This window comes from Halobacterium bonnevillei (genome assembly GCF_009831555.1).
Taxonomy (GTDB): Archaea; Halobacteriota; Halobacteria; order Halobacteriales; family Halobacteriaceae; genus Halobacterium; species Halobacterium bonnevillei.
The window spans coordinates 1-12189 of record NZ_WUUU01000088.1 but is presented as its reverse complement, the minus strand read 5'-3'; the positions used below and the strand labels follow the sequence as shown (position 1 = coordinate 12189).

The window sequence follows — 12189 nt, the reverse complement described above, 5'->3', positions numbered from 1 at the left end:
ACCAGGGCGCCCTCTGGGGCTCCCACCCCATCCTCGCGCTCGACGTCTGGGAGCACTCCTACTACTACGACTACGGCCCCGACCGCGGCAGCTTCGTCGACGCCTTCTTCCAGGTCGTCGACTGGGAGGAGCCCGCCAGTCGGTACGCCGACCTCGTCGAGACGTTCGAGTAAATCTCCCTTCCGCTGACCGTCGGCCCACTTCAGCGACCCGACCGGTCGGCCGTTGCACGCGCCCGGCCGACGGCCCAGAACGACCAACTATTCGCCCGGTGGGTGCCCGCAACGACGTCAGTCGATGTCCGCGCGGCCAGTCACATTTACCGTGTTCTCCGTCGAAGTGATTTGTATGGCGCAAACAGACGAGATTGACGTTGTTCGACTGGCGATACTGGTCCTGGCGGCGTTCGTCCTGCTGCCGCTGCTCGCGATGGCGCTGTTCGTCCCGATGATGGGGATGACTGGCTGGATGGGGACTCACAACACGATGGGGACTGGATCCGGAGTGTGGCTACTGATGCCCCTGTTCTGGATACTCGTGCTCGCGGGCCTGGGCTACCTCGCGTACCGCGCAGTCAGCGGCGAGGGCGACGGCCAGGACCGGGCGATGGAAGAACTCCGCGAGGCGTACGCGCGCGGCGAACTCTCCAGCGAGGAGTTCGAGGAGCGACGCGAGAAACTCCGCCAGAACTGACGGTCGGGGAACTGATACGGAGCTAGCGGCGATTCCTCGGCGACTGCCCGGACCCCTTCGCTGCGCGCATCGCGAACGGTGACAGGAGGCCCCCGACGAGGGCGCCCGCGAACGCGAGCACGCCGACGTCCGACGTGGTCAGGACGCCTTCGCCGCCGCCGCTATTCGACGCGCTGTCGCCGCTTCCGACGACGACTGCGCCTTTCATCCCCATCGACTGGTGGGGCCCGCAGTAGTACTTCGAGACGCCCTCCTCCTCGAACGTGTGCGAGAACGTGAACCCTTCCTCGTTCGTCAGTTCGCTCTCGTAGCTCCCGCCGTCTGCGACGACGTTGTGCGAGCCGGCGACCCACTCCCAGGTCACCGTCGTCCCCGGGTCGACCTGGATCGCTGCCGGCCCGAAGCCGAAGGCGCCGCCGTTGGCCTCGGCGCCGACCTCGACGGTCACCTCACTGTTGCCGGTCTCGTCGACGACGCCGTCGAAGTTCCCGACGTTCTCGAACCAGCCGTCGAAGTCCACGTCCGCCGCGCCGCCGTCGGACCCGGCGTCGTCGCCGGACTGGCCGGAGCTGGACCCGCCGACGTCGACGTCACCGACGACGACCGCGCCTTTCATCCCCATCGACTGGTGGGGCGTACAGTAGTACTTCGAGACGCCCTCCTCCTCGAACGTGTGCGAGAACGTGAACCCCTCCTCGCTCGTGAGCTCACTCTCGTACGTTCCGTCGTCGGCGACGACGTTGTGCGAGCCGGCGACCCACTCCCAGGTCACCGTGGTCCCCGGGTCGACACGGACTGCTGCGGGACCGTAGCCGAACGCTCCGTCATTGGCCTGGGCGCCGACCTCGACGGTCACCTCGCTGTTGCCGGTCTCGTCGACGACGCCGTCGTAGTTCGACGTGTTTTCGAACCACGACTCGAGGCCTGCGTCCTGCGCGAACGCCGCGCTGGTGAACGCCGTCCCGGTCGCTGCGGCGGCGCCGGCGGCGGCAGTTGTCTTCAGTACGCTACGTCTCGTTGCGGTTGGGGAGTCGGAGTCTGTCATGTGATTGAATGGTGGGTGTGCCGGGGGAGAACGTCAGCGGCGTACTCAGGCTTCGTAGCCCGCGTACTCCATCAGTTTCCCGAAGATGTCCGTGTCCATGGCCTCCTTGTAGACCACGCCGGTGAGCATCCCGCCGGGGTAGTACGACCCGTTCATCACGTGATTGACCTTGTGGCAGTGCATCAGGTAGATGCCGGGTTCGGCGTCCGCCTCGAACTCGATGGTGTGGCGTTCCGCGGGCGCGATGTCCGTGATGTCCATCTCGTGCTGGGCGACCTCTGGAATCTGCCCGCCGTCCTTCTCGATCCGCCGGAACCGATGGTTGTGGATGTGCAGCGGGTGGTTCATGTAGCCGTTGTTGCAGTAGTGGACGCGGACGGTGTCGCCCTGCTCGACGATGATCGGGGAGCCGTCCTCGGGGTGGAGGGTGCGGGGCGCCGACTTCCCGTTGATGGTGAAGATGTCCGGGTTCCGGCTGCGGGGGCTGTAGTCGACGTTCTCGCCCGCCATCTTGCGGTTGAGCCGGGAGTCCCAGTCCTTGACCGTCATGAAGTACTCCTTGTCGGCGGGCTCGTAGCCCTCGGGGTCGACGCGGAAGATGCCGTACATCCCCATGTCGATGTGCCGGTGGGTCTGGTAGTGGCAGTGGTAGACGTGCGTGCCGGGGACGTTGGCGGGAATCGTGTACGTGTGTTTCTCGCCGGGGTCGACGCGGATGCCCGTGGTCGTCGGGACGCCGTCGTCCGCCCAGGCTTTCCGCGTGCCGTGGAAGTGCAGCGTGTGCGGGCGCTTCCCCTCGGTGTTGTCCAGGGTCACTTCGACGTCCTCGCCTTCCTTCGTGCGGACGATGGGGCCCGGGACGCTGGGAGCGCCGTCGCCCGCCTGGAACGCCCACACGCGCGGCAGCTGGACCGGGCCGCCCATGGTGTCCACGGGATGGACGTCGTGGACTGCGGGCGTGCTCTTCAGGGTGACTTCGCCGCCCTGTTCGGTCGCGTCGACGATCTCGGGCGGGCTGGTCTTCGGGAGGTCGGACTGCACGTCGCGTTGCTGCTCGGTGTTCGCTATCGTCTCCGTCGCAGAGGGGGTATCGCCGGCGGGCGCGGTACAGCCAGCGAGCGCGACGGCGCTCGTGCCACCAGTCGCTGCGAGAAATTCGCGCCGCGAGATACCGGTTCCAGGTGCGCCAATACGGTCGGTCATGAATACAGTTGCCCGTAACGGGTACCTACTAAAGCGCCGCTCGCTCGTTCCCGCCGCCGGGGAACCGTTCCCACCGCGCGGGAATCCCAGGAATATGTTCGGCCGTCCGGCTACGGCCGTCGCGGCCGGACCCACAGAGCATGCAGAAGAACAAGCCCGCAGACCGGCGCCTCGACCACTCCGACCCGGACACCCGGCTCCGCGGCCCCTTCGAGGCCACCGCAGAGGCGGACGCCAGCGAAGTCCTCGACGTGCTCACCGACCCGCTGTGTCGACGCGTACTCGGGTGCGCTCGCACGGCGGTGACCGCCCGCGACGTCTCGGACGCCACAGACCTCTCGATGTCCACGACGTACCGGAAACTCGAGGTCTTGACCGACGCCGGCCTCCTCGAAACGCAGACCGAGCTCCGCGAGGACGGCTACCACACGACGCGATACCGCGCCACCCTCGACGAGGCCACCATCCGCATCGGCGACGACGACGAACTCCACGTCTCCCTGCAGCGCACCACGGACGACGACGCCTGACGTCCTCTCCGCCGTCGCTAATCGCGAGAACAGTCGCCGAAACACCCCGCCTTTAATCGCCGGCCAATTCGCTGGCCTGTCGCTCCGGGAGCGGGCCGTCGTAGCCCTCCGGCACGTACTCGCACAGCGGGTCGCTGCCCATCGGGTCACCAGTCTCGGCGTAGGCGCGCGACCGACTGCCGCCACAGACCTGTCGGAACTCGCAGGCGCCACACTTCCCGGTGAGTTCGTCCTTGCGGCGCAGCGTCTCGAAGAGGTCGCTGTCGCGGTAGAGGTCCACGATGGAGTCGTCGGCGACGTTGCCGGCGGACTCCGGGAGGAACCCGGACGGGTAGACGTCGCCCGTGTGGCTGACGAACGCGAACCCGTCGCCGGCTGTGATTCCGCCGCGGCGCCGCGGGCCGCCGTCGCCGTCCCGCGACTGCGCCCGCTGGGCCTGCACGCGACGGAAGTGGGGCGCTTCAGTGGTCTTCACGCCGAAGTCCTCCTCGCGGCTGACCTCGTCGAGGAACCCCATCACGCGTTCGGCACGTTCGGGCGATACTGGCTCGAGCACGCGGCCGCGGCCGACCGGCACCAGGAAGAAGACGCTCCAGAGGACCGCGTCGAGCTCCCGCACGAGGTCACGGATGGCCGGCAAGTCGTCGACGGTCTGCGCGCACACCGTCGTGTTGACTTGCAGCGGCACACCCGCCTCGCGGGCGTCTCGAGCGGCCCGCACAGTCTGCTCAAAGCTACCGGCTTCCCCACGGAACGAGTCGTGCGACCCGGGGGTCGCACCGTCTATGCTGACAGCCAACTGTTTCACGCCAGCGTCCGCGAGCGCGCGGACGGCTCCGGTGGACAGCGACCGCGTGCCGCTCGGCGTGACGGTCATCCGGAGCCCGATGTCCGTGCCATAGTCGACAAACTCGACTGTGTCCTCGCGGGCCAACGGGTCACCGCCCGACAGCACGACGAGCTGTCCGTCGCCGAAGCGACGGACGTCGTCGAGCAGCGCTTTCCCCTGGGCGGTGCTCAGCTCGTCGGGGTGGCGGTCGGGCGTCGCGTCGGCCCGACAGTGTTCGCACGCGAGTTCACACGCCTGCGTCACTTCCCATATGAGCACGAACGGGCGCTCGTCGGTGTCTACTGGCGTCATCGTTGCAGTGTGAGGCGGCGGGCAGGTGACAGGTTTGTCTCTCGACGGAGAGTGCCGCCTCACTCCACGGTTCGCGGGCCAGTACTTTGTTCGATACCCCAGTTCCCAGTCTGCGGGAACGGACTTGGAGGCATTTGAGCGACTAACGGCTAGCCGGGGGTATGGCGAGAGACGACCGAACCCGGGTCGAGGACGCGCCGCGGTCGGCGACCGGCCGCGAGTGGGAGGTGTTCGTGCGGGAGGCCGCGGGCGACCCACTGAAGCACGTGGGCAGCGTCACCGCGGCGAACGCCGAAACCGCCCACGAGCACGCGAGCCAGCTGTTCGACTGGGCGGCTCGCGACGTCTGGCTGTGTCCGGCCGACGAGACCCGTCGGTACACAACGCACTCGCTGGGTGAGGACCACGAGGACGGCTCGAAGACCACGAGCCAGGACGCGGCGCCCGACGATTCCGAGACCACGAACCACGACGTAGTATCGACAGATTCGGGGGGTGGGTCAGCGTGATCTCGGTCAGCAAACTGCTCTGCGGGCTGGACGCCGAGAGCGACGGCCTCCGGTACGACGCCGCCGCCGACTCCTCGCGCGACCAGATCACCGACGAACTGCAGCAGCGGCCGGTCGTCGTCTGGAACGTCACCAAGCAGTGCAACCTCTACTGCTCGCACTGCTACGCGGCCGCCGACACAGACACCGCGCCCGGCGAGCTCTCCACTGCGGAGGGGAAGGCGCTGCTGGACGACCTCGCAGCGTTCGGCATCCCGGTGGTCCTGTTCTCCGGCGGCGAACCGCTCGTGCGCGACGACCTGGAGGAACTAGTCGCGTACGCCGCGGATGCCGGCATCCGGCCCGTGCTCTCGACGAACGGCACGCTGCTCACCGAGGAGCGCGCCGAGGCGCTCCGCGACGCCGGCCTGAAGTACGCCGGCGTCTCGGTGGACGGCCTCCCGGAGCGCAACGACGCGTTCCGCGGCGAGGACGGCGCCTTCGACGCCGCCGTCCGCGGCATCGAGAACAGCCTCGACGCCGGCCTGAAGACTGGACTGCGGTACACGATCACCGAAGCGAACGCCCCCGACCTACCGGACGTCGTCGACCTCCTCCACGACGTGGGCGTCGACCGCTTCTGCTTCTACCACCTCGACTACGGCGGCCGCGGCGCCGACATCAGCGACATCGACCTCAGCCCCGCCGACACCCGCGAGGCGGTGCGGACCGTCTGCGACCTCACCCGCGAGTACCACGCGCAGGGCGACGAAATCGAGACGCTGCTCGTCGGGAACTACGCGGACGCCGGCTTCCTCGTGGAGTACGCCGGCGAGGAACTCGGCGACGACCAGGCCGACCGCATCCACCGCTACCTGGAAGCGAACGGCGGCGACCCGACCGGCGAGCGCATCGCGGACGTCGACTACCAGGGCAACGTCCACCTGACGCAGTTCTGGCAGGGGTACTCGCTGGGGAACGTCCGCGACCGCCCGTTCAGCGAACTCTGGACGGACGACGCCAACCCGCTGCTGCGCGGCCTGCGCGACCGCGACGACCGACTCACCGGTCGCTGTGCGGACTGCCGGTACCAGTCCATCTGCCGGGGCGGCTCGCGGCTCCGAGCGCTCAGCGCTGGCGGCCCGTTCGACCCGGACCCGAAGTGCTACCTCACGGACGCAGAGCGGCGCCCCGACACGAGTACCGTGGACGACGCGGCCGCTGACTGAGCAGTCTCGAGCACTTTCCTGCGGACCGAGGGCGGCCACAACGCGTCGTCTCCGAAGCGTCGCCCGTTCTGGCCGCTGTGCCGAAACCGACATGAATTCCCCCCGCGAGTGTTGCGTACGTCTAATGGTCAGCGTCCCGAGCGTGTACGTCGACTACGAAGTGAGCGTCGCCTACCTCGGGACAGTACTCAAGTACATCGGCGTCGCGCCGCTGTTCCCGCTCGTCCTGTCGCTGTACTACGGTGAGGACCCGCTCCCGTTCGCGGCGGCGATGCTCGTGATGGCCGGCGGCGGCCTCCTCCTCGAACAGGTCCCCCACGAGGCAGAACTGGGCAACCGGGAGGCGTTCCTCCTGGTGAGTCTCTCGTGGCTCGTGGTTCCGGTCGCTGGAACCGTCCCGTACCTCGTCGCGGGGACGGGCACCGTCGCCGACCCCGTGAACGCGCTGTTCGAGAGCATGAGCGGGTTCACGACGACAGGAGCGACCGTGCTCGGCGAGATATCCGTCGCGCAGCACGGCCACGCGATGCTGATGTGGCGACAACTCACCCAGTGGCTCGGCGGCATGGGCATCCTCGTTCTCATGGTCGCCATCCTGCCGAAGTTGTCCGTCGGCGGCGCCCAGGTCATCAACCAGGAAGCGCCCGGCCTCTCCCTCGACAAGTTGACGCCGCGCATCCAGAAGACCGCTCGCGCGCTGTGGGCCATCTACGCCGGGTTGACCGTCGTCACCGCGGTGGTCTACTACGCGCTCCATCAGGCCGGCGTCGCACCGAACATGGACCTGTACAACGCAGTTGCCCACGCGCTCACGACGATGCCGACCGGCGGGTTCTCGCCGAAGGCACGGAGCGTCGAGGCGTTCGCGCCAGCCATCCAGTGGGCGATGCTGCCGTTCATGCTCGTCGCGGGGACGAACTTCGCGTTGTTCTGGTACGTGGCCCGAGGGGAGTCCCGGCGGCTCACGCACAACTCCGAGTTCCGGTCGTACCTCCTGGCAGTCCTCGGCTTCGGTGCCGTCGTCTCGGCGGTGCTGTACCTCGGCGTCGGCCTCGGCGCGACGCCGGAGAGCGTGGACGTGATTCCGGGCAACGTCGAGAACGCGCTCCGACAGGGGTTGTTCCAGGTGGTTGCCATCGTGACCACGACCGGGTACGCCAGCATGGACGTCAACGCCTGGGACGCGTCCGCGCAGACGATACTCCTGTTCGCGTACTTCCTCGGCGGGTCGGCGGGGTCGGCGGCGGGGTCCATCAAGATCGTGCGCTGGGTCATCGTCAAGCGGGCCGTCAGCCGGTCGCTGTTCACGTCGATCCACCCTGAAGCAGTACGTCCGATCCGTCTGGAGGACGAAATCGTCGACGAGACGGCGATTCGTGACGTGTTCGCGTTCGTGTTGCTGTTCCTGGGGCTGTTCGCAGTGTCGACGATGGTCCTCTACCTCGATAGCTTCCGCTCCCCGGCGGTGACGTTGAACGGGCTGGACGCGATGAGCGTCGCGATGGCGACGCTCGGGAACGTCGGCCCCGGGTTCGGCGTCGTCGGCCCGATGAACAGCTTCCTGCCGTTCACCGACGCCGCGAAGCTCTACATGGTCTTCCTGATGTGGATCGGTCGCCTGGAAGTGCTGTCGGTACTGGTCATCCTGACGCCGGCGTTCTGGCGGCGCTGAGTGCTCGCGCGGGAATCGATACCGACACTCGTCGAGAGAACGGAGATCAAATCCACACACCAGGGTCGTCAAATCCACACAGCGAGGTCGGCGCTCCAGGAGGGCTGCGTTTCGTTCCCGGGTGCCAGGACTCCGGGTCAGACGTGCGTGATGTAGACCTTCCACTCGTCGGGCCCGATCTGTTCGGCCTCGTACGCGAAGCCGCGCTCCTCGAGGACGTCGTACAGCGGCTCCGGTTCGAAGCTGTTGACAAGAACCAGCGTGTCCTCGCCGCCGAGCTCGTCCAGTGCCGCGACGATGTCGTCGAACGGCGCACCCTCGACCTCCCGCGCGTCGAGGTGCGCGTCAGCGTCGGCGTTAGTTGCCATACCTACTCGTTCGGCAGTCACGTGCCAAGCGGTTTCCCCGAAAATGTTCGTACGGCGTCGGAGCGACGGCCGCCAGAATCCCGCGCCCAGTCCCTACGGGAGTGCGCGCTGGAGACTCTCGACCGATTTCACGCCGAAGAACCCGACGACGGCGGCGATGAACGCCGATTCGGCGCCGGCGACGGCGAACCCGACTGCGGTGGCTGCGGCGACGACGGCGGCCTGGACGGTGCGGGCGCTCGCGAGGTGTTCGTGTGTCGCGCTCATCGTCAGAATGGTGCGTCCCCGGGGTCCGGGCGGCCAGTCGACGCGGGCGATTCGTCCGGACTGCCAGCCACCTCGTCGTCCGGGTCGGGCAGCTCGCCGGTCTCCCGGTACTCGGTTTCCAGGGCCTCGAGTTCGTCGTTGATGGCGGTGCTGCGCTGGTGCATGTCGGCCACCCGCACGCGGACGAGGTCGAAGTCGTGGCGGTCGCTGAGCCCGTTCCACGCGCGGAAGGACCCGATGGTGAGCGTGTGGCTCTGCGGGCAGAACGGCGTCGTCGGCGTGAACTCCGCGCGCAACACGTCCGGGTCGTCGGCGTCCACGGCGTACCGATAGCCGGCCTCCCGGTGGCGGGTGTCGAGGTTGAGGTCCGCGAGGTTGTACCCGAAGGTCATGTCGTAGACGCCGCGCTCCTCGAACAGGTCGCGAGTGGTCTCGTGGAACGCGACGTGGTCGTCCCCCTCGAGGACGTCGTGGCCGGCGAGGAACGCGCCGGGCGTCGGGTTGACGTCGGGGTCGAACTCGCCGGCCGGCGCGAGCGCGTCGTCTGACTGCGAGCCGATGCCGAACATACCTGACCGAACGCGTCACGAACCGCTATGCGTGGCCCCGAACGTGTTCGGGGCGGGGGGCGGTAAGACGGCGGGTTGTCTATCGGGGCACAACGAAAGCAGAAATGTGGGGCGCGACCCGGACCGCGTGAGCGACCGAACCGGGCGGGGGAGTCTCCCCGGCTACTCGCCTGGGTCGGGGTCGAAGATGTCGTCGTCCGGTTCGCCGCTGACCTCGATTTCCGCGAGCAGCCCCTTCCTGGCGACGCGACTGAGCGCGTGGTCGACGAGCTTGATGGTCTCAGGGACCGGCGTGTCCATCTCGCCGATCATGCAACTTCCCGGCGGTACCTTCATCGTCTGGACGTACTCCTCGGGCGTCCCGAGCGCGCCGTCGCGGTGCGCGGTCGTCCAGACGTTCCCGATCGGGTGGAAGTTCGAGGAGTAGTTCGGGCCGCCCATCACCATGTAGACCCGGACCGACTCCCCGGTTTCGGCCTGCATGCGGCCGTAGCGGTCCGGAACGAACGGGTACTTCGCGCCGTTGAAGAGGACGTACGTCGCGTCCTCGTCGGCCATCGCCTGCATGTCGAAGCCGTGGTGTCCCTCCTCGCCGACGGGCTTGTCGGTGTAGAGTTCGTGTTGGCCGAGGTAGAACTCCCGGTCGACCTCCGGGAGGCCGTCCTCGGGCTCCACGAGAATCATGCCGAACATGCCGCTGGAGATGTGGTAGTCGAGGTTCGGGACGGCGCAGTGGTAGATGTACGCCCCCGGGTACATCGCGGTGAAGTCCACGTCGTTAGACTCGCCGGGCGAGACGTTCGTCGCCGGCGCGCCGCCGCCCGTGCCGTAGACGGCGTGGAAGTCGACGTTGTGCGGCATCGAGTTGCCGTCGTCGTTGTGCAGCGTGAACGAGATGGTGTCGCCGCGCCGCACCCTGACCATCGGCCCGGGAATCCGGCCGTCGAAGGTCATGAAGTCGAAGGTGACGCCCGATTCGATCTCCGCGGTCACCTCTTTGGCCGTGAATTCGACCTCGTGGTGTTTCGGGCTGGACCAGTCCACGGGGTCCGGCACGTCCGCGGGGTCGGCCGCGACGCGTTCGACGTCCTCGCGCTGTGGCTGTGACGCCTGGTTCTCCTCGACGGTTTCCGTCGCTGGACTCTCACCAGCGGGGGCCGAACAGCCCGCAACGGCGGCAGTTCCACCGATACCGAGACTCTGCAGCACGCGGCGGCGTGTGGTGTCAAACATTGGTGGTGGCCTCTACAGTCGGACGTTCCGGGCAGCCCCCCTTCAACCGAGCCAGCAATTCCCGTGTTCCGACGAACTGGCGGAACATGTTCTCGGAGGGGTTTTTCAGTGAATCGGGGGAAACTGCGAACTCCAGGCGAATATGTTCGGGGAACCCCTCACTCGTTCGGGACGCGAACAACCGAGTATGGCATCAGTATCTCACGACGACGTCGAAGCGGTAACAGACGGCGTCCACGAGAACTCCTGGTCGGCGAACCTCGAGCAACCCGAGCACGCCGAGGACCGCGCTCTCGTGGTCGCACAGGCTGTCGACGCCGTCGAACACACCGCGCCGGGCTATCACGTGAACCTCGTGACCCACGGCGACCACGGCCACCCGGAAACGTACCTCTTCGAGGAACTCGCGGAGGCGTTCGACGACGTGGACTGGGAGTACGTCGAGCAGTGCGGCTGCGGCGGCCACGTCACGCGCGTCAACGTCGAGGCGTAACTAATACCAGTTACTGCACAACAGTTTTGTAACCACGAGAAGTTGACTCGCGTATGGACAGGCGGCGGTACCTCCAGGCCCTGGGCGTCGGCGGCGTGCTCTCGCTGGCCGGATGCCTCGGGGAGTCGGCCGACTCCCGGGCAGCGACTGGCGGCGGCCAACTCACGCTCGCCTCCGGGACGACCGTCCACGACAGCGGACTGCTCGACGACGTCGTGCCCGGATTCGAGGACGCATTCGGCGCGTCCGTCAGGACTGTCGCCCGCGGCACCAGCGGCGCCCTCCAGACCGCACGCGACGGCGACTGTGACGTTGTCCTCGTGCACGCGCGTCCGCTCGAGGACGAGTTTCTCCGCGACGGCGACGGCGTGAACCGGCGCGCGCTGATGGTCAACGACTTCCTGGTGGCCGGCCGCCCGACGACCCCGCGGGCGCCGCAGGCGCCGACCCGACGTCCGCGTTCGCCGCCATCCGGACAGCGAGTCGACGTTCCTCTCCCGGGGCGACGGCTCCGGGACGCACGTCCGGGAGCGCCGCATCTGGACCGAAGCCGGAATCGAGCCCGGCGGGTCCTGGTACCGGGAGACGGGTCAAGGGATGGGGAACACGCTCGTCGCCGCCAGCAAAGCCGGTGCGTACACCCTCACCGACCGCGGCGCGTTCTACAACACCGAGGCAGACCGGCTGGCGGGGCACGTCGACCGCGGCCTCGAGGACCCGCCCGCGCTGCTCCGCAACGAGTACGCCGTCATTCCGACGAACCCCGCTCGCCACGACACGGCGTACGCGCTGGCGATGGCGTTCGCCGGCTACCTCACGGGGCCAGCACAGTCCCGCATCGCGGCGTTCCGGGTGGACGGCGAGCAGGTCTACCGGCCGCTCGCCGACAGCGAGGCCCCGGACTTCGGCCAGTACGTACCCAGCGACTGGGAACGCTGAACGCACCGCCAGGAGTCGGCCGGTCTCGAGGTCGGCCGCCGTCAGTCCGCGTTCTCCGGGTGGGAACGGAGTCGTTCCGGAAGGACGCGGCCGTGCCGGTAGACGACGCCGACGAGATTCGCGGTGAACACGACGAGTCCGGCCGCGAGGAGCACGCCGCCCGCGACGACGGCGTCGTCCGGGAGAACGCCGGCGCGCGCGAGCAGTAGCGTCACGGTGCCGAACGCGACGAGCGCGCCGTCGGCGGCGGCGAGGCGGTCGCTGTAGAGGTCGTCGATCATGGGGACCTGCTCGAACCCGAGGCGGTCGCTGTACCGGT

14 protein-coding genes and 2 pseudogenes are annotated in these 12189 nt (G+C 68.0%); 8 read left to right on the top strand and 8 right to left on the bottom strand.

All coding sequences use genetic code 11. The features are described 5' to 3' along the window. A partial coding sequence (locus tag GRX66_RS11345) for a Fe-Mn family superoxide dismutase (RefSeq protein WP_233745476.1) occupies positions 1-173 on the top strand: 173 nt, incomplete at its 5' end. Between the two features lie 175 nt (positions 174-348). Beyond that, the gene (locus GRX66_RS11340) at positions 349-693 is read left to right on the top strand and encodes an SHOCT domain-containing protein (protein ID WP_159526660.1); all 345 of its coding nucleotides are present in this window, start codon (positions 349-351) and stop codon (positions 691-693) included. A gap of 22 nt (positions 694-715) precedes the next feature. Here GRX66_RS11340 and GRX66_RS11335 read toward each other — a convergent pair whose 3' ends face one another. Further along, positions 716-1738: a halocyanin domain-containing protein gene (locus tag GRX66_RS11335; protein ID WP_159526659.1), complete on the bottom strand. Its 1023-nt coding sequence runs from the start codon at positions 1736-1738 to the stop codon at positions 716-718. A gap of 45 nt (positions 1739-1783) precedes the next feature. Further along, entirely contained in the window at positions 1784-2941 is a 1158-nt protein-coding gene (locus GRX66_RS11330) for a multicopper oxidase domain-containing protein (RefSeq protein WP_159526658.1), read from the bottom strand. A gap of 140 nt (positions 2942-3081) precedes the next feature. Between GRX66_RS11330 and GRX66_RS11325 the strand changes: the two genes are divergently transcribed. Next, positions 3082-3471, top strand: a complete 390-nt coding sequence (locus GRX66_RS11325; RefSeq protein ID WP_159526657.1) for a winged helix-turn-helix domain-containing protein — start codon at positions 3082-3084, stop codon at positions 3469-3471. A gap of 52 nt (positions 3472-3523) precedes the next feature. Here GRX66_RS11325 and GRX66_RS11320 read toward each other — a convergent pair whose 3' ends face one another. Continuing rightward, positions 3524-4612 carry a radical SAM protein gene (locus GRX66_RS11320; RefSeq protein ID WP_159526656.1) on the bottom strand — a complete coding sequence of 363 codons (1089 nt, stop codon included), beginning with the start codon at positions 4610-4612 and terminating at the stop codon, positions 3524-3526. Between the two features lie 161 nt (positions 4613-4773). Here GRX66_RS11320 and GRX66_RS11315 point away from each other — a divergent pair, with 161 nt between their 5' ends. The 3 genes from GRX66_RS11315 (at position 4774) to GRX66_RS11305 (ending at position 8001) form a co-directional block, all read left to right on the top strand. Continuing rightward, a complete protein-coding gene (locus GRX66_RS11315; protein ID WP_159526655.1) occupies positions 4774-5121 on the top strand; it encodes an Htur_1727 family rSAM-partnered candidate RiPP in 348 nt (115 codons plus the stop codon). Continuing rightward, positions 5118-6329 (top strand): TIGR04347 family pseudo-SAM/SPASM protein, encoded by a 1212-nt coding sequence (locus GRX66_RS11310; protein WP_325064072.1) that lies wholly within the window; start codon positions 5118-5120, stop codon positions 6327-6329. The genes GRX66_RS11315 and GRX66_RS11310 overlap by 4 nt, the downstream gene beginning before the upstream one ends. 124 nt (positions 6330-6453) lie before the next feature. After that, on the top strand, positions 6454-8001 hold the full coding sequence (locus GRX66_RS11305) for a TrkH family potassium uptake protein (RefSeq protein ID WP_159526654.1): 1548 nt from the start codon (positions 6454-6456) through the stop codon (positions 7999-8001). Between the two features lie 137 nt (positions 8002-8138). Here GRX66_RS11305 and GRX66_RS11300 read toward each other — a convergent pair whose 3' ends face one another. The 4 genes from GRX66_RS11300 to nirK all read right to left on the bottom strand — a co-directional run bounded on the left by GRX66_RS11300 (position 8139) and on the right by nirK (position 10438). Next, positions 8139-8369, bottom strand: coding sequence for a DUF2249 domain-containing protein (locus GRX66_RS11300; RefSeq protein ID WP_159526653.1), 231 nt, complete (start codon positions 8367-8369; stop codon positions 8139-8141). Positions 8370-8462: 93 nt separating this feature from the next. Beyond that, a complete protein-coding gene (locus tag GRX66_RS11295) occupies positions 8463-8636 on the bottom strand; it encodes a hypothetical protein (protein ID WP_159526652.1) in 174 nt (57 codons plus the stop codon). 2 nt (positions 8637-8638) lie between these two features. Next, positions 8639-9205: a hypothetical protein gene (locus GRX66_RS11290; RefSeq protein ID WP_233745475.1), complete on the bottom strand. Its 567-nt coding sequence runs from the start codon at positions 9203-9205 to the stop codon at positions 8639-8641. Positions 9206-9367: 162 nt separating this feature from the next. Further along, positions 9368-10438: a copper-containing nitrite reductase gene (gene nirK / locus GRX66_RS11285; RefSeq protein ID WP_159526651.1), complete on the bottom strand. Its 1071-nt coding sequence runs from the start codon at positions 10436-10438 to the stop codon at positions 9368-9370. Between the two features lie 187 nt (positions 10439-10625). On the opposite strand from nirK, the gene GRX66_RS11280 reads away from it, so the two are divergent. Together GRX66_RS11280 and GRX66_RS20800 are read left to right on the top strand one after the other, a co-directional pair. After that, the gene (locus GRX66_RS11280) at positions 10626-10931 is read left to right on the top strand and encodes a CGCGG family putative rSAM-modified RiPP protein (protein WP_159526650.1); all 306 of its coding nucleotides are present in this window, start codon (positions 10626-10628) and stop codon (positions 10929-10931) included. A 53-nt stretch (positions 10932-10984) separates the two neighbouring features. Next, positions 10985-11870 (top strand): annotated as a pseudogene (locus tag GRX66_RS20800) (substrate-binding domain-containing protein). Between the two features lie 41 nt (positions 11871-11911). Here GRX66_RS20800 and GRX66_RS11270 read toward each other — a convergent pair. Next, positions 11912-12189 (bottom strand): annotated as a pseudogene (locus GRX66_RS11270) (hypothetical protein); the annotation flags it as partial.